The sequence below is a fragment of the Caballeronia sp. BR00000012568055 genome (genome assembly GCF_029439455.1).
In the GTDB taxonomy this organism is placed as follows: domain Bacteria; phylum Pseudomonadota; class Gammaproteobacteria; order Burkholderiales; family Burkholderiaceae; genus Caballeronia.
Genome location: NZ_JAQFVG010000314.1, coordinates 22,756 through 40,109, shown reverse-complemented (window position 1 = coordinate 40,109; position 17,354 = coordinate 22,756). Strand labels below are relative to the sequence as shown.

The 17,354-nt window shown below is 59.4% G+C and carries 15 protein-coding genes; 9 read left to right on the top strand and 6 right to left on the bottom strand.

The window, feature by feature from the left end; genetic code table 11:
• Positions 1–40 precede the first annotated feature (40 nt).
• The 3 genes from P7F28_RS24200 to aroG all read left to right on the top strand — a co-directional run bounded on the left by P7F28_RS24200 (position 41) and on the right by aroG (position 3,874).
• Positions 41–877 (top strand): carbon-nitrogen hydrolase family protein, encoded by an 837-nt coding sequence (locus P7F28_RS24200; protein ID WP_277187299.1) that lies wholly within the window; start codon positions 41–43, stop codon positions 875–877.
• Positions 878–995: 118 nt separating this feature from the next.
• Positions 996–2,462: a metalloprotease TldD gene (tldD, locus tag P7F28_RS24195; protein WP_277187298.1), complete on the top strand. Its 1,467-nt coding sequence runs from the start codon at positions 996–998 to the stop codon at positions 2,460–2,462.
• Positions 2,463–2,800: 338 nt separating this feature from the next.
• Positions 2,801–3,874 (top strand): 3-deoxy-7-phosphoheptulonate synthase AroG, encoded by a 1,074-nt coding sequence (aroG, locus tag P7F28_RS24190; protein ID WP_277187297.1) that lies wholly within the window; start codon positions 2,801–2,803, stop codon positions 3,872–3,874.
• A gap of 822 nt (positions 3,875–4,696) precedes the next feature.
• On the opposite strand, the gene P7F28_RS24185 is transcribed toward aroG, so the two are convergent.
• Positions 4,697–5,257 (bottom strand): cob(I)yrinic acid a,c-diamide adenosyltransferase, encoded by a 561-nt coding sequence (locus tag P7F28_RS24185; protein WP_277187363.1) that lies wholly within the window; start codon positions 5,255–5,257, stop codon positions 4,697–4,699.
• 171 nt (positions 5,258–5,428) lie between these two features.
• Here P7F28_RS24185 and P7F28_RS24180 point away from each other — a divergent pair, with 171 nt between their 5' ends.
• The 6 genes from P7F28_RS24180 to proC all read left to right on the top strand — a co-directional run bounded on the left by P7F28_RS24180 (position 5,429) and on the right by proC (position 12,491).
• Positions 5,429–6,844 (top strand): FAD-linked oxidase C-terminal domain-containing protein, encoded by a 1,416-nt coding sequence (locus P7F28_RS24180; RefSeq protein ID WP_277187296.1) that lies wholly within the window; start codon positions 5,429–5,431, stop codon positions 6,842–6,844.
• Positions 6,845–6,942: 98 nt separating this feature from the next.
• On the top strand, positions 6,943–8,454 hold the full coding sequence (locus P7F28_RS24175; RefSeq protein ID WP_277187362.1) for an FAD-linked oxidase C-terminal domain-containing protein: 1,512 nt from the start codon (positions 6,943–6,945) through the stop codon (positions 8,452–8,454).
• A gap of 118 nt (positions 8,455–8,572) precedes the next feature.
• Positions 8,573–9,661 carry a glycolate oxidase subunit GlcE gene (glcE, locus tag P7F28_RS24170; RefSeq protein WP_277187295.1) on the top strand — a complete coding sequence of 363 codons (1,089 nt, stop codon included), beginning with the start codon at positions 8,573–8,575 and terminating at the stop codon, positions 9,659–9,661.
• A 32-nt stretch (positions 9,662–9,693) separates the two neighbouring features.
• Positions 9,694–10,920 (top strand): glycolate oxidase subunit GlcF, encoded by a 1,227-nt coding sequence (gene glcF, locus P7F28_RS24165; protein ID WP_277187294.1) that lies wholly within the window; start codon positions 9,694–9,696, stop codon positions 10,918–10,920.
• Between the two features lie 45 nt (positions 10,921–10,965).
• Positions 10,966–11,661 carry a YggS family pyridoxal phosphate-dependent enzyme gene (locus P7F28_RS24160; RefSeq protein WP_277187293.1) on the top strand — a complete coding sequence of 232 codons (696 nt, stop codon included), beginning with the start codon at positions 10,966–10,968 and terminating at the stop codon, positions 11,659–11,661.
• A gap of 17 nt (positions 11,662–11,678) precedes the next feature.
• Positions 11,679–12,491 (top strand): pyrroline-5-carboxylate reductase, encoded by an 813-nt coding sequence (gene proC, locus P7F28_RS24155; RefSeq protein ID WP_277187292.1) that lies wholly within the window; start codon positions 11,679–11,681, stop codon positions 12,489–12,491.
• 75 nt (positions 12,492–12,566) lie between these two features.
• On the opposite strand, the gene P7F28_RS24150 is transcribed toward proC, so the two are convergent.
• The 5 genes from P7F28_RS24150 to P7F28_RS24130 form a co-directional block, all read right to left on the bottom strand.
• The gene (locus P7F28_RS24150) at positions 12,567–13,811 is read right to left on the bottom strand and encodes a bifunctional 2-polyprenyl-6-hydroxyphenol methylase/3-demethylubiquinol 3-O-methyltransferase UbiG (protein ID WP_277187291.1); all 1,245 of its coding nucleotides are present in this window, start codon (positions 13,809–13,811) and stop codon (positions 12,567–12,569) included.
• 326 nt (positions 13,812–14,137) lie between these two features.
• Positions 14,138–14,998, bottom strand: a complete 861-nt coding sequence (gene ubiA / locus P7F28_RS24145) for a 4-hydroxybenzoate octaprenyltransferase (protein WP_277187290.1) — start codon at positions 14,996–14,998, stop codon at positions 14,138–14,140.
• Between the two features lie 113 nt (positions 14,999–15,111).
• Positions 15,112–15,600, bottom strand: coding sequence for a Dps family protein (locus P7F28_RS24140; RefSeq protein ID WP_277187289.1), 489 nt, complete (start codon positions 15,598–15,600; stop codon positions 15,112–15,114).
• Positions 15,601–15,722: 122 nt separating this feature from the next.
• Entirely contained in the window at positions 15,723–15,860 is a 138-nt protein-coding gene (locus P7F28_RS24135) for a hypothetical protein (protein ID WP_277187288.1), read from the bottom strand.
• A 17-nt stretch (positions 15,861–15,877) separates the two neighbouring features.
• Entirely contained in the window at positions 15,878–17,332 is a 1,455-nt protein-coding gene (locus P7F28_RS24130; protein WP_277187287.1) for a catalase, read from the bottom strand.
• Between the last annotated feature and the right edge of the window lie 22 nt (positions 17,333–17,354).

Genomic DNA, 17,354 nt, shown 5'->3' with positions numbered 1-17,354 from the left:
CGCCCTATTTTCGTCACCTTTTTGGCAATCAGCGCAAAACATGAGCGAAAAATCGAGCGAACACGCGACGGCCCCGCAGTTTCAGGTCGCCGCGCTCCAGATGGTCAGCACGCCCGATCGCGACCGCAATCTCGCCGAAGCGGAACGGCTGATCGCCGAAGCCGCGCGAGGCGGCGCGCAACTGGTTCTGCTGCCCGAATACTTCTGCTTTATGGGCTTCAAGGACACGGACAAGCTCGCGATCCGCGAAGAATTCGGCAACGGTCCCATTCAGCAATTTCTCACCGATACCGCGCGGGAACATCGCGTGTGGATTATCGGCGGGACCTTGCCGTTGCAATCGCCGGACGCGAATCGGGTGCTGAACACCACGCTCGTGTTCGATCCGACTGGCAAGCCCGTGGCGCGCTACGACAAGATTCATCTGTTCAATTTCGAGCGCGGCGAAGAATCGTTCGACGAGGCGCGTACCATTTGCCGCGGCACCGAAACGCAGACTTTCGATGCGCCGTTCGGACGCGTCGGCTTGTCGGTGTGCTACGACCTGCGCTTTCCGGAGTTGTATCGAAAGCTCGGGGATTGTGCGCTGATGGTGGTACCGTCCGCGTTCACCTACACGACGGGCCGCGCGCACTGGCATACGCTGCTCAAGGCGCGCGCCGTGGAGAATCAGTGCTATGTGCTGGCGGCGGCGCAAGGCGGCACGCATGAGAATGGCCGGCGCACGTGGGGACACAGCATGCTGGTCGATCCGTGGGGCGAAGTCGTCGCCGTGCTGGATGAGGGCGCGGGCGTGGTCATGGGCGGCATCGACCTGGAAAAGATGGCGGCGGTGCGGCAGAGTTTGCCCGCGCTACGGCATCGCGTGATTTTTTGAGGTCTTGAAGCGTAGTCATTCGCGCTTCATATGGACTTATCGTTTCAGATATTAGAATAATCTGAACTAATACCGAACTCGGTTCCGAACTTGCAAACGAACTCGCAATAGGCAACGCATGAACATTATCGAACCCGGCATTCGCAATCTGGCTACGGCGAAGGACGTTTTGCTCACGCCCTACAGCCTCGACGAGGGGCTTATCACGCGCACGCTCGCGGAAATTTTCACGCATCGTGTCGATTACGCCGACCTGTATTTCCAATCCACGCGTAGTGAGGCGTGGAGTCTCGAAGAAGGTATCGTCAAATCGGGCAGCTTCAGCATCGATCAGGGCGTCGGCGTGCGCGCCGTGTCCGGCGAGCGCACCGCGTTCGCTTATTCAGATGACCTGTCGCCCGAATCCATCCGTCAGGCGGCGCTCGCCACGCGTTCGATCGCCAAGGCAGGCGGCGGCAAGCACAAGATCAAATCGGCCAGTACGCTCACAGGCGTGTCGGGCCGCGACCTGTATCTGCCAGCCGATCCGCTCCATTCACTCGATGCCAACGCCAAGGTCAAACTCCTCGAACGCGTCGAGAAAATGGCGCGCGCGAAGGACCCGCGCATCGTTCAGGTGATGGCCGGTCTCGCGGGCGAATACGACGTGGTGCTGGTCGCCCGCTCCGATGGCGCGCTCGCTGCGGATATCCGTCCGCTGGTGCGCGTCTCGGTGACGGTGATCGCCGAACAGAACGGCCGACGCGAAATCGGCACGGGCGGCGGCGGCGGGCGCTTCGATTACGGCTATTTCACGGAAGAAGTGCTGACCAAGTATGTCGATGACGCCGTGCACGCTGCGTTGGTGAATCTGGAAGCGCGCCCCGCTCCGGCTGGCGCGATGACCGTCGTGCTCGGGCCGGGCTGGCCGGGCGTGCTGCTGCACGAGGCGATCGGCCACGGACTTGAAGGCGATTTCAACCGCAAGGGATCGTCGGCGTTCGCGGGACGTATCGGCGAAAAGGTGGCGGCAAAGGGCGTCACGGTGGTAGATGACGGCACGCTGCCGAATCGTCGCGGCTCGCTGAATATCGACGATGAAGGCAATCCGACGCAGTGCACCACGCTGATCGAAGACGGCATTCTCAAGGGCTACATTCAGGATTCGCTCAACGCGCGCCTGATGAAGATGCCGGTGACGGGCAACGCGCGCCGCGAATCCTACGCCGCCCTGCCGATGCCGCGCATGACCAACACGTACATGCTCAACGGCGACAAGGACCCGAAGGAAATTCTGGCGTCGGTGAAGAACGGTTTGTACGCGGTGAATTTCGGCGGCGGTCAGGTCGATATCACCAACGGCAAGTTCGTGTTCTCGGCGTCCGAGGCGTACATGATCGAGGACGGCAAGATCACGTATCCGGTGAAGGGCGCGACGCTGATCGGCAGCGGGCCGGAATCGCTCAAGTATGTGACGATGATCGGCAACGATATGTCGCTGGACAGCGGCGTGGGCGTGTGCGGCAAGGAAGGCCAGAGCGTGCCGGTAGGCGTGGGCCAGCCGACCTTGCGCATCGAGAAGATGACGGTGGGCGGCACGGTGTAGTTTTAGTTCTAGTGCGGTTTTTCCGCGTCGCGTTGGTCCTGCCTCTTGGTGCCGACTCGATGCGATGCGGATTTCCCGCGTTTTGCGGTGCGATGGGTTGCCAGCGCCGCAGGTTTGAGGTTATAAAGTCAGTCACAACTTTTTTCGATACGCGTTTCGACCCATCATGTCCGCCAAGTTTTATTTTTATTTCTTTTGGCATCTCAAGCCGCTGGCGGATGGAGAGGGGTTGTCGTAAGTCGAACAAACCTGAATTCCCGAGAAAACCGCCAGCGAGTCTGGCGGTTTTTTTATTTCCGCCTTCGAATTTCGCTGGATTAGCTAGTTGGAGAACTGAAATGCCCCCGCACAATACCGACGATGTTCGTATCCGTGAGCTGAAAGAACTGACGCCGCCGGCGCATTTGATCCGCGAATTCCCTTGCGCTGAGGCGACGTCGGAGTTGATCTACAACGCACGGCAATCGATGCATCGCATTCTGCATGGGATGGATGATCGGTTGATCGTGATCATCGGACCCTGCTCGATTCATGATCCTAAGGCGGCTTTGGAGTACGCGGAGCGGTTGGTTGAGCAGCGTAAGCGGTTTGCGGGCGAGCTTGAGATCGTGATGCGGGTTTATTTCGAAAAGCCGCGCACGACGGTCGGCTGGAAGGGGCTGATTAATGATCCGTATATGGATAACAGCTTCAAGATCAATGACGGTTTGCGTAAGGCGCGTGAACTGCTGATGAATATCAATGAGATGGGGCTGCCGGCTGGGACTGAGTATCTCGATATGATTAGTCCGCAGTACATTGCGGATTTGATTTCCTGGGGCGCGATTGGGGCTCGGACTACTGAGTCGCAGGTGCACCGTGAATTGGCTTCTGGGTTGTCATGTCCCGTTGGGTTCAAGAATGGCACGGACGGAAATGTGAAGATCGCTGTGGATGCGATTAAGGCTGCGTCGCAGCCTCATCATTTCCTGTCGGTTACTAAAGGCGGGCATTCGGCGATTGTTTCGACTGCTGGTAATGAGGATTGCCACATCATTCTGCGCGGCGGTAAAACGCCGAATTACGATGCGGCTTCTGTGGATGCGGCTTGTAGTGATATCGGTAAAGCTGGATTGGCCGCGCGCTTAATGATTGATGCGAGTCATGCTAATAGCTCGAAGAAGCATGAGAATCAGATTCCGGTTTGTGAAGACATCGGACGGCAGCTTGCGGCTGGCGATAGCAGGATTGTTGGGGTGATGGTGGAGTCGCATCTTGTTGCTGGACGGCAGGATTTGCGGGAGGGGTGTGAATTGACGTACGGGCAGAGTATTACTGATGCTTGTATTGGGTGGGAAGAGAGCATAAACGTACTCGAGAAACTAGCCTACTGTGTTAAACAGCGACGTTTGAAGAGTACGAGCGGCAATTGATTCGATAAAGCTGCTCCGCGTTGACAGGCACGCGGAGCAACAGCAAGTGGCAAATTCGATCCCGCGCGTCGAATGTGTTATGCGATAGTGTGACGAGCAAGCTCACAATGGGTACTACGTGCGCTTGAGGCGTGCCACTAAGTTTTACTCTTCTGCACCGCGTCGAAAACGTCGATCGCGATGTTCAGCGGGCAATCAAATAATTCGCGGCAATCGACTACTAAACCAAAGTTTTTTTGATAAGACACGATCTTCTGGTATTTGCAAAGCTGTTCGTGAATTGAAAACTCGTGTCGCCCAGCATTTCTATCCAGCCAGAGAAATCTCTTAACATCCCAATCGTGGGCACCTCCATACCCTTGCTCGTTAAGCTTTGCAGTCCGATCTTGCGGATGAGCTTTGCTAAATCCAATTTAGACTAGTTCAATGCGTTTCGAGTAGCAGAGATAGACAAATCCCGCGTCTGAGCTACGAAGCTGAAACGCAATTCTCGAGGTGTCACACTGGATACAGTGTCCCGCCTTCGTGCGAAGTGAATGGCCACCGTTCGAGCATACAGAGCCACCGTAAAAGAATTTTTTGTCGAAGGCCTCCATCGCGAGAATCCGAGCTCTCTTCGAAAGACCCTCTGCGTTGAAAAGTAAAGATTCGGGAATTCGATGCGCCTTGAGGAACATGATCTGCTCCTGAGTTAACCTAGCCAAGATATTTTTCCCCGATAAATATGTATGGCTTTCAGAATGAGCCATGCTCGAAGAAACTTAAATCACGGAAAGGTACATTTCAACTAATAAAACAAATTTTTTCTTACCTGGTTATCTCTTACTTTTCTGAATGAGAGTGCGTCCAAAGGACGTCGCTTCCCCCATCCGCCCGATTCAACACGCGCGCCAACACAAACAACAAATCCGACAATCGATTAACATATCGCCTCGGGTCATCATTAACGCCATCGGCGTCAACGCGGCTGAGCGCCACAATTGAGCGTTCAGCTCGACGACACACAGTACGGCAAACATGCGCCATAGCCGCCCCTCTCGACCCGCCCGGCAAAATAAACTCCTTCAACGCCGGCAGCGTCCCGTTATATTCCGCGAGCCAACCATCCAGCCGTTCCAAATGCGCATCGGCAATCATTGAATGGCCGGGGATGGATAATTCCCCGCCCAAATCAAATAAATCGTTCTGAATCTGAGTCAGCGCATTACGCACATCAGGCGGCAACGGCTCACAGAGCAAAACCCCAATACAAGAATTAAGCTCATCCACATCGCCAATCGCTTGAATCCGCGCATCGTCTTTTGAGACGCGGCGGCCATCGCCGAGGCCAGTGGTTCCATCGTCACCCGTACGCGTCGCAATCTTGCTAAGGCGGTTACCCATCATCGTCTCCAATAAGAACGAAATCATTATAGGCATCGAAAAAGCCCGGAGAGCCCCAACAGCCGGGCATCGCGGCATCGGCGTAAAATGAGATAAGCCTTGCAACCGGCATACCCATCACGCGCGCAGAACCGCACCACAGCGCAGAAAGCTCGAAAAACGGAGACCCCCGTGAACCACCCCGCCGAACAAAACGCCCTGCGCCGCCCGTTTCCTTCCGCACTGCTCGATTCGCTCAAAGCGCAATTCGCCGATCGCGTGTCCACCGCGCAAGCCGTCCGCGAACACCACGGCCGCGACGAATCGCCGTTTGATCCGCAACTGCCCGACGCCGTCGTCTTCGCGCGCAGCACGGAAGAAGTGCAGGCCATCGTCAGGCTGTGCGCGGAACACGATACGCCGATCATTCCCTACGGCAACGGCTCGTCGCTCGAAGGGCATTTGCTTGCGGTGCAAGGCGGGGTATCGATCGATCTGTCGGAAATGAAGGACGTGATCGCGATCAACGCCGAAGATCTCACCGTCACCGTGCAGCCCGGCATCTCCCGCAAGCAGCTCAATGAAGCGCTGAAAGACACCGGCCTGTTCTTCCCGATCGATCCAGGCGCCGACGCCAGCATCGGCGGCATGACGGCCACGCGCGCGTCCGGCACCAACGCCGTGCGCTACGGCACGATGCGCGAAAACGTCCTCGGCCTCACCGTCGCCACCGCCGATGGCCGCGTCATCAAGACCGGCACGCGCGCGCGCAAATCGTCGGCGGGGTATGACCTGACGCGCTTGTTCGTCGGTTCGGAAGGCACGCTCGGCGTCATCACCGAAATCACCGTGCGGCTTTACCCGCAGCCGGAAGCCATTTCCGCCGCCGTCTGCGCGTTCCCGTCGATGGGCGATGCCGTGCGCGCCGTCATCGAAACCATTCAGATGGGCGTGCCGATCGCGCGCGTCGAGTTCGTCGATAAACTCGCGGTCCGCGCCATCAACAAGCATTCGAATCTCACGCTGCGCGAATCGCCGATGCTGTTCTTCGAATTCCACGGCACCGAATCCGGCGTCAAGGAACAGGCGGAAACCGTGCAGGAAATCACGTCGGAGAATCACGGCACCGATTTCGAATGGGCGACGCGGCCCGAAGACCGCAGCCGTCTGTGGAACGCGCGTCACAGCGCCTATTTCGCGATGCTGCAACTGAAGCCCGGCTGCCGCGCCGTCACGACCGATGTCTGCGTGCCGATCTCCCGTCTCGCCGAATGCGTGATGGAAACCGAACAGGATTTGCTGAAGTCGTCGCTGCCCTGCCCGATCGTCGGTCACGTGGGCGATGGCAATTTCCACGTCGCGATGTTGCTCGATCCGGCCAAGCCCGAAGAGTTGGAAGAAGCGGAAAGCATCAACCATCGAATCGTGTCGCGGGCGCTGAAGATGGGAGGCACGTGCACCGGCGAGCACGGCGTCGGTCTGCACAAGATGCGTTTTCTGGTCGAGGAGCACGGTGAAGATGCGATCGGCGTGATGCGCGCCATCAAACACGCGCTCGATCCGCGCAATATGATGAATCCGGGGAAAATCTTCGCTTTCGAAGCCTGACGAAGTCGAGCAAGATAGCCGAATCGTCGAAGCGTCGAACGAGCGCGAAAAGAAACGGAGGAGACATGAACGCACCCGACGAATTGAAGCATCAGCAAATGTCGCCGAATCTGCCGCACGAGGAAGCCGAAGAACTGACGGAAGATCAGCTCGCCGTGCGTCAGCGCGAAGTGGTTCAGGCGCTGATGGCTGTGCTGCCATCGCATTGTTTGCTGTTCCGCGATGAAGACACCGCCGCCTATGAATGCGATGGCCTTGCCGCGTATCGGCGGCTGCCGCTCGCGGTCGCCTTGCCGGAAACCGAAGCGCAGGTGCAGCGCATCGTGCAGATTTGCTCGCGTCTGAATGTGCCGATCGTGCCGCGCGGCGCGGGCACCGGGCTGTCAGGCGGCGCAATGCCGATTCGTCATGGCATCGTGTTGTCGCTGGCGCGCTTTCGCAAGATCATCGAAGTCGATCCCTACGCGCGCACCGCGACCGTGCAGCCCGGCGTGCGCAATCTCGCCATTTCCGAAGCCGCCGCGCCTTATGGGCTGTATTACGCGCCCGATCCGTCATCGCAGATTGCGTGCACGATCGGCGGTAACGTCAGCGAAAATTCGGGCGGCGTGCATTGCCTCAAATACGGCCTGACCGTTCATAACGTCATGCGCGTGCGCGCAGTGACCATCGACGGCGATGTCGTGGAATTCGGCTCGCTCGCGCCGGATGCGCCCGGTCTCGATCTGCTCGCCGTGCTGATCGGCAGCGAAGGCATGTTCGCGATCGTCACGGAAATCGTCGTCAAGCTGATTCCGAAGCCGCAGACCGCGCAAGTCATCATGGCCAGCTTCGACGATGTCGTGAAAGGCGGCAACGCGGTCGCCGCGATCATCGCTGCGGGCATCATTCCGGCGGGTCTGGAAATGATGGACAAACCCGCGACGCGCGCCGTCGAGGAGTTCGTCAAGGCCGGCTACGATCTGGACGCCGCCGCCATTTTGCTGTGCGAATCGGACGGTACGCACGACGAAGTCGCGGAGGAAATCGTGCGCATGACGGCCGTGTTGCGCGAGCATGGCGCATCGCGCATTCAGATTTCGCGTTCCGAAAGCGAGCGACTCAAGTTCTGGTCGGGGCGCAAGAACGCGTTTCCCGCTGCGGGCCGCATTTCGCCCGACTATTACTGCATGGACGGCACGGTGCCGCGGCGTTCTATCGGGCCGCTGCTCAAACGCATCGAAGAGATGGAGAAGAAGTACGCGTTGCGCTGTATCAACGTGTTCCATGCGGGCGATGGCAACATGCACCCGCTCATTCTCTTCAATGGCAACGATCTCGACGAATGGCATCGCGCGGAAGCATTCGGCTGCGACATTCTCGAAGCGTGCGTGGAACTGGGCGGCACGGTGACGGGCGAGCATGGCGTGGGCATCGAAAAAATCAATTCGATGTGCGTGCAATTTTCGCCGGAAGAGCGCGATACCTTCTTCGCCGTCAAACGCGCGTTCGATCCGCCGTTCCTGCTCAATCCCGATAAAGGTATCCCGACGCGTGCGCGTTGCGCCGAATACGGGAAGATGCACGTACGCGGCGGACTGCTGCCGCATCCCGAGTTACCGCGCTTCTAAAGCTTTCAGGAAGCGCAAAACAGTTCCGCTATCCACGTTTCACCGGGTATTACGTCGTAAAACGGCCAGTACAATCGACCGGACAGCCGTAAAAAAACGCATCTCAGAGCGGGACATCATGGAACAGGACGACATCGTCGCCGGCTGGTCGGAGAGGATCGCGCGTGCCACGGAAAGCGGCACGCTGCTGCGCATTCGCGGCGGCGGCACCAAGGACTGGTACGGCCAGACGCTGCAAGGCGAAATACTCGATACCCGCGCGCACAGCGGTATCGTCGCCTACGATCCGGCGGAACTCGTCATCACCGCGAAGAGCGGCACTCCGCTTGCTGTCATCGAAGCCAAACTCCGCGAGCACGATCAGATGCTGCCGTTCGAGCCGCCGCATTTCGGACGCGGCGCGACGCTGGGCGGCTGCATCGCGGCGGGGCTGGCCGGACCGCGTCGCGCGTGGACCGGCGCACCGCGCGACTTCGTGCTCGGCGCGGTGGTGATGAACGGACACGGACAAGTGCTGCATTTCGGCGGGCAAGTGGTGAAGAACGTGGCGGGCTACGACGTATCGCGTCTGCTCGCGGGTTCGCTCGGCACGCTCGGGCTGATTCTGCAACTGTCGATCAAAGTGTTGCCGCGTCCGGTCGCCGAAGCCACGCTCAAATTCGATATGCACGCCACCGACGGCGTGCGCAAGCTCAACGAATGGGGCGGCCATCCCTTGCCGATCACCGGCAGCGCGTGGCGCGATGGCACGCTGGCGCTGCGTCTGGCGGGCGCGGAAGCGGCAGTGAAAACCGCGCGCACGACGCTCGGCGGCGAAGTGGTCGATGCCGTCGAAGCCGACCGTTTCTGGGTCGGCATGCGTGAACAGACGGACCCGTTTTTCGCGGTGATCGAACCGCGTTCGGCGCTGTGGCGGCTGGCGTTGCCATCGATCGCGGAGCCTTTGCACTTGCCGGGCGCGCAGTTGATGGAATGGGGCGGCGCGCAACGCTGGTGGATCACCGACACCGATCCGCAGACCGTGCGCATCAGCGCGAAACAGGCGGGTGGCCACGCGACTATCTTCCGCGCGGGTTCCGCGTATGACCGCAATGCAGGCGTCTTCACGCCGCTGCCCGCGCCGCTGATGAAGATGCATCGCGGTCTCAAAACCGCATTTGATCCGGCGCGCGTTTTCAATCGCGCGCGTCTCTATCCCGATTTCTAGCCAGCCAGCCGACGAGAACACGAGAACGAGCGATGCAAACCAATCTCGCTGACTTCATCCGCGGCACCGCAGACGGCGACGAAGCCGATGCCATCCTGCGCAAGTGCGTACATTGCGGCTTCTGCACGGCGACCTGCCCGACGTATCAACTGCTCGGCGACGAACTCGACGGGCCGCGCGGCCGCATCTATTTGATGAAACAGATGCTGGAAGGCGCGCCGGTCACACGCAGCACGCAGATGCATCTGGACCGCTGCCTCACTTGCCGCAATTGCGAAAGCACCTGCCCGTCCGGCGTGCAATACGGACGGCTGGTGGAAATCGGGCGCAAAGTGGTGGAAGAGAAAGTCGAGCGTCCGATGTCGCAGCGCGTGCAGCGTCGCATGCTCGCAAGCCTGCTGCCGAACAGCACGATCTTCACGCCCGCGATGAAGCTCGGCCAGCAGTTCCGCACCTTCCTGCCGCGCAAACTACGCGCGAAGATTCCGGTGCCCGAAAAGCCGCTTGCCGCGCCAACCGCGAAGCACGATCGCAAGATGCTGATGCTCGCCGGCTGCGTGCAACCCGCGATGATGCCCAACGTCAACACCGCCACCGCGCGCGTTTTCGATGCGCTCGGCATCGAAATCGTCACCGCGCCGGACGCAGGCTGCTGCGGCGCGATCCGCCTGCATCTCGGCTACAACGACGACGCGCTGGACGACGTGCGCAACAACATCGACGCATGGTGGCCGTATGTGGAAAGCGGCGTCGAGGCGATTGTGATGAACGCGTCGGGCTGCGGCGCGACGGTGAAGGAATACGCGCATCTGCTGCGGCACGATCCGAAGTACGCGGAAAAGGCGCAACGCATCGTCGATATGACGCGCGATCTGGCCGAAATTCTGCCGCAGTACGAAGAAGAACTGACGGCGCTCGCGCGTCGGCGCAGCGTGCATACGGTCGCGTATCACCCGCCGTGTACCTTGCAGCACGGGCAGCAGATTCGCGGACGCATCGAGCAATTGCTGACGGCGCTCGGACTCGAAGTGCGGCTTCCGGCGGATAGCCACTTGTGCTGTGGATCGGCGGGAACGTATTCGGTGTTGCAGCCGAAGCTCTCGTACACGCTGCGTAATCAGAAGCTCGACCGGCTGGAGAAGACCGAGCCGCAGGTGATCGTGTCGGCGAATGTCGGGTGTATCGCGCATTTGCAGAGCGGCACGTCCACGCCCGTCACGCACTGGATTCAACTGCTGGAGCATCTGATTTACGGCTGATGCGCTTCGTATAATGCTCAGATTGCTCTGAACGTTTCCCCTCGCATGTCCATCGCTCAACATCTGGAAGAAGTACGGCAACGCATCGCCCAAGCCGCGAAAACGGCTTCGCGCGATGCCGCCGACGTGACGCTGCTCGCCGTCTCCAAAACCTTTCCCGCCGATGACGTGCGCGCCGCCTTCGAGTGCGGCCAGCGCGCGTTCGGTGAGAACTACGTACAGGAAGGCATCGCCAAGATCGCGGCGCTGAGCGATGTGCGCGCGCAGATCGAATGGCATTTCATCGGGCCGTTGCAATCGAACAAGACGAAGGTGGTCGCCGAGCAATTCGACTGGGTGCATTCCATCGACCGATTGAAGATTGCCGAGCGCTTGTCAGCGCAACGCCCCGAAGGATCGCGCGCGCTGAACGTGTGCATTCAGGTGAATGTGAGCGGCGAAGACTCGAAAAGCGGCGTATCGCCCGATGAAGCCGCCGCGCTCGCGCACGCGGTTGCCGCCCTTCCCGGCTTGCGTCTGCGCGGCCTGATGGCCATTCCCGAACCCGCCGAATCGCTCGATGAACAACGCGTGCCGCACGCGCGCCTGCGCGAGCTCATGCGCGCCTTGATCGCCGATGGCCTGCCGCTCGACACGCTCTCGATGGGCATGTCCGCCGATCTCGAAGCCGCCGTGCTCGAAGGCGCGACGATGGTTCGCATCGGCACGGCGATTTTCGGCAAGCGCACTTACACCCACTGACTCTCCCGAAATACATCATGAAAATTGCATTTATCGGCGGCGGCAATATGGCTGCGGCGCTTATCGGCGGTTTGATCAAACGCGGGACGTTGGCGGCGGATATTTACGCTATCGATATCAACGATGAAGCGCGCGCACGAACGGCGAAGCAGTTTGGTATCGCGACGGGCGCATCGATCGATGCAAAGCTCAGCGAATTCGATGCCGTGGTGATTGCGGTCAAGCCGCAAGTGCTCAAGAGCGCGGCCGAGGCGCTCGCGCCGCATCTGACGAAGCAGACGATCATCAGCATCGCGGCGGGCATTCGCGCCAGCGATCTGTCGCGCTGGCTGAACGGTTACACGCAGATCGTGCGCACGATGCCGAATACGCCTGCGCTGATCGGCATGGGCGTGACGGGTCTGGCCGCACTGCCGGGCGTAAGCGATGACGCGAAGGCGTTGGCATCGCAAGTACTCGAAGCCGTTGGCGAAGCCGTCTGGTTCGACGATGAATCGAAACTCGACGCCGTCACGGCGATCTCCGGCAGCGGTCCGGCCTACGTGTTCTATTTCATCGAAGCGATGCAGGAAGCCGCGCGCCAGCTCGGCATGGACGAAGCGCAAGGCCGCGCGCTCGCCGTCGCGACGTTCACGGGCGCGGCGCAGCTTGCCGCGCAATCGGGCGAACCGGCGAGCGTGTTGCGCGAGCGTGTGACATCGAAAGGCGGCACGACGGCAGCCGCGTTGAACGCGTTCGATGCGCAAGGCGTGAAAGATGCCATCGTGCGCGGCGCACTCGCAGCGGATGCGCGCGCACGCGAAATGGGCGATGAGTTCGGCGCGGCGTAGCTTGACGCTTTGCGGCGGTCGGAATTGAACCGCCGCGTATCCTCACACTGTCCTCACACTGTCCTCACACTTCCCTCACACTTTCTGCAGCACGAATTCGATCCCGCATTCGGCGAAAGGCAAACGCGTCTGGTCGAATCGCTCGAACCCGCGCAGGAAGCTGTGATCCAGCCGTTCGATTTTCGCGATCGATACTTCGCGGTCGAATCCGCGTAACAGTTCGAGAATGTTGATCGAAACGGGCGACCAGCTCTTCTGCTTGAAGACGGTGAACGTGTGCTTGTGATCGTTGTTGAATGTCGAAGGCCAGACACCTTGCTCGTAAAGGTCTTCATCCGGCACGGTGATGACGAGATGGCCGCCCGGCTTGACGACACGCAGCCAGTGCCGGATCGCGATGCGCGGATCGACGACATGTTCCAGACAATGCGCGGAATAGACAAAGTCGAAGCTGTCGTCGCGCACGTTGTGAAGATATTGCGCATCGCCCTGTTCCCAGTCGTAGACCGTGACGCTGGCGATCCGCGGAAACAGCGACGTGTAAATTGCCAGACTGTCATCGCCGCCGCCGATATCCAACCCTTGGCCGACCAGCCAGCGATTCGAAAAGCGCGCATCGAGCAGACGCCGGTTGAGCGAGAAGCCGGTGGTGCCCGTCACGCCGATCGTGATGTGATTCGGCCGAGTGCGATCGCCGGGCTGTATCCATTTGGTGAGACCGCAGTCACCCCAGGCGCGCGGCCAGAGCACGGCATATCCGCTGTCCTCCGAAAACCAGTGCAGCGAATGGCTCGACTCGAAAGCACCGAGCAGGGCAAGAAGTTCCGCTTCCTTGTCGAAAGCGTCTTCGGTCCAATCAGGCAGCGCGCCGAAGCCAACCTTGAAATCGCGCCGATAAATGCGGATATCGTCCAGCACGATCAGCGCGTTATCCGCAATGCCACGCAGTGTGTCGAGTTCCGCAAGCAGCGGCAACCGCTTCTCCGGCTCGAACGTCTCACTGCGATAACTTTCGTTGCCGTAATCGGCGCCGGGATAATGGGCATCCAAAAAGATGAGACTGCGGCCTTCCGCCAGCTTTTCTTTTACCGTTTTCGACCGAAGAAACGCGAGGCTGTCGGAATGCACGACCCGCAATTGATCGGTTTGCTGCGCTCGCTTGAAAACTGCATCGTAAATCTCGCATGAAATCGCTTGTGCAAATCCCGCGTCGAGTGCGGCTTTGCACGATACGCCTTCGCCATAACCGGTTTCGATAAAGCTTTTGACGTGGTAATGCGTAACGAGCTCAGTCAGGTTGAATCGTGTCAAGGAGCCCATGATATGTGTATTGAATCAGCATTCTGACTTGATTACGCGCAACGATATCGAAGTCAGCTATTTAGTTAAACAGATGAATTTTCACGATTGTGAAAAAACACGCCCGCCAGCTTGGGACGCAATGCAGTTCAAGGCAGGCGTATTGAGATCGGCGCAGGTGAGCCAAAGCGCTCGAATTATCAAAACGGCGCATTCGCTTGAAAAACACGTTGGCCGATTTCGATTTTGAGCGACGCACAACATGAAGGCAATGCAAAATACGTCAAAAATCCGCAGCATTCCTCATTTATCTGAAATGCTGGCACGCGCGGCGTGTAAGCGACTTATCAACGCATTAACGCGTAATGCAGCGCAATGCCCGCGAACAACATGCCGCCGAGCCAGTTGTTGTGCTTGAACGCAGCGAAACACGGCATGCGCTCGCGATTGCGGATCAATCCGTAGTGATAGACCGCGCACGCCGCCGCCGCGAGCCAGCCGAGCCAGTACGCCCAGCCGAATCCGAGCGATAAACCGATACCCGCGTATATCGCCAGAAACGCGCCGTAGCACAGCATGACCGCCGCGACATCGAAGCGGCCGAAGGTCAGCGCTGACGTGCGGATGCCGATCTTGATGTCGTCGTCGCGATCGACCATCGCGTATTCGGTGTCGTAAGCGACGGACCAGAACACGTTCGCAATCAGCATGATCCACGCGAGCATCGGCACATGGTTTTGAATCGCGGCGAAAGCCATCGGAATGCCGAAGCCGAACGCGATGCCGAGATACGCCTGCGGTATCGCAAAGAAACGCTTCGTGAAGGGATACGAACCCGCGACAAAAAGCGCGAAAACGGACAGCTCTTTCGTGAGCGTGTTGAGCGGAAGAATCAGCAGAAACGCGATCAGCGAAAGCGCGGCGGCCAGCGCCACCGCTTCCCACGCGCGGATCTTGCCCGACGTGATCGGGCGCTCTGCGGTGCGTTTGACGTATTTGTCGAAATCGCGATCGGCGTAATCGTTGATGGCGCAGCCTGCCGAGCGCATAAGCAAGGTGCCGAGCACGAAGATGATCAGCAGCATCGGCGACGGATGGCCGTCGGACGCGATCCACAGCGCATTGAGCGTCGGCCACAGCAGCAGCAGGCTGCCGATGGGCTTGTCGAGGCGCACAAGGCGCATGTAGAGCGGAAGTCGGGCGAGCATGATCCTGAGCGTGATTTTCGCGACGGACTATTTTAGATCAGCGCCAAAGCAAAAGCCCCGCGACGAGCGGGGCTTCGGTCCAAGCTTGAATGCAAGCGTGCCTTAAGCCAGTCTTAGGCCAGCATCGAACGCAGCATCCACGCGGTCTTCTCATGCGTCTGCATGCGTTGCGTGAGCAGGTCGGCGGTCGGTTCGTCGTTGGCGGCTTCGGTTGCCGGGAAAATTTCGCGCGCGGTGCGCACCACGGCTTCCTGACCTTCGACCAGTTGACGAATCATGTCTTCCGCAGCCGGCACGCCGTCCGCTTCGGGAATCGACGAAAGCTTCGCAAATTCCTTATAGCTGCCCGGCGCATTCACGCCCAGCGCGCGAATGCGTTCAGCGATGGAATCCACCGCGAGCGCGAGTTCGTTGTACTGCGTCTCGAACATCAGATGCAGCGTGTTGAACATCGGACCCGTGACGTTCCAGTGAAAATTGTGCGTCTTCAGATACAGCGTGTACGTGTCGGCCAGCAGACGCGACAGTCCGTCGGCGATCTTCTTGCGGTCTTTGTCGTTGATGCCGATATTGACGGCAGGTGCAGTGCCTTTCTTCGCCATGATGACTCCGTTAGTGTGATTCAAACGTTGTGTACGCCGCGCGAACCGTTTCGATACGCTCGGCGTCGGGCGCTCGACAGTCTAACGTAAAACGTTGCGCAAATCGTTGCGCGGCAAGGCTTTCAGCCGATCACGCCGCCCGCGACGATCAATCCATAACCCGCCGCGACGATCCCGAACGCAAGCGCGATCCGCACACCGCGCGTCGATGTTTCGATGCGGTCCACCGCTTGCCCGATGGTGTTCAATGCTTCGCTCATGATTGCTCTCCTTTCGTTCACACTGCCCGCGCTTCGGCCATTGCATCGAGCGCGGCGATCACGCCTTCGGCATAGGCCGGATCGATCTTGCGGAAATGCTCGATCTGACGCGCGAGAATGTCCTGCGGCACGCCGTTGATATGGCGCGCGATATTGCCGAACAGACGCTCGCGCTGCGCATCATCGAACAGCGCGAACAACGCGGCCGGCTGACTGTAGTAATCGTCGTCTTCGCGATGGTCGTAGCGATACACCGCGCCCGCCGCCAGCGCCGGCTCGTTCACGCTCGCATCCTGCGCGAACTCGCCGTATCGATTCGGCTCGTAGTTCACGCGGCCGCCGAGATTGCCGTCGGTGCGCATCGCGCCATCGCGATGGAAGGTGTTCACGACCGGCGCGCGCGGCGCATTCACCGGAATCTGATGATGGTTGATGCCGAGGCGATAACGCTGCGTATCGCCATAAGAAAACAGCCGTCCCTGCAACAAGCGATCCGGCGAAAAGCCGATGCCCGGCACCACGTTCGCCGGCGTGAACGCGGCCTGCTCGACGTCCGCAAAGTAGTTCTGCGCATTGCGATTCAACTCGATCGTGCCGACATCGATCAGCGGAAAGTCCTTGTGCGGCCAGACCTTGGTGATATCGAACGGATTCATTTCCGATTGCGCAGCCTGCGCTTCCGTCATCACCTGAATGCGGAAATTCCAGCGCGGGAAATTGCCGTTGTCGATGTTGTCCACCAGATCGCGCTGCGCGCTTTCGCGGTCATTCGCGATCACGGCGGCGGCTTCGGCATCGGTATAGTTTTCGAGCGGCTGCTGCGATTTGAAGTGGAACTTCACGTAAAAGCGCTCGCCTTCCGCGTTGACAAACGAGAACGTGTGCGAGCCGAAACCATGCATCTGCCGATAATTCTTCGGGATACCGCGATCGCTCATGAGAATCGTCACCTGATGCAGCGATTCCGGATGGCGCGACCAGAAATCCCACGCGGCGACATTGCTGCGCATGTTGGTGTACGGATCGCGTTTCTGCGTGTGGATGAAGTCGGGAAACTTCAGCGGATCGCGGATAAAGAATATCGGCGTGTTGTTGCCGACCACGTCCCAGTTGCCTTCTTCCGTGTAGAACTTGATCGAGAAACCACGCACATCGCGTTCGGCGTCGGCTGCGCCGCGCTCGCCTGCTACTGTCGAAAAGCGCATGAAAATGGGCGTTTCCTTGCCGATTTCGCCGAAGACTTTCGCCTTCGTATAACGCGAGATATCGTGCGTGACGCGGAACGTGCCGAATGCGCCCGAGCCTTTCGCGTGGACGCGTCGCTCGGGAATGACTTCGCGATCGAAATGCGCGAGCTTTTCGACGAGCCAGAAATCCTGCAAAGTCACCGGGCCGCGCGGACCGGCGGTCTGCGAATTCTGGTTATCGCCGACGGGCGCGCCGGCTGCGGTTGTGAGTCGTTGGGTCGTCATCGTGATACTCCTGCTTATGCGT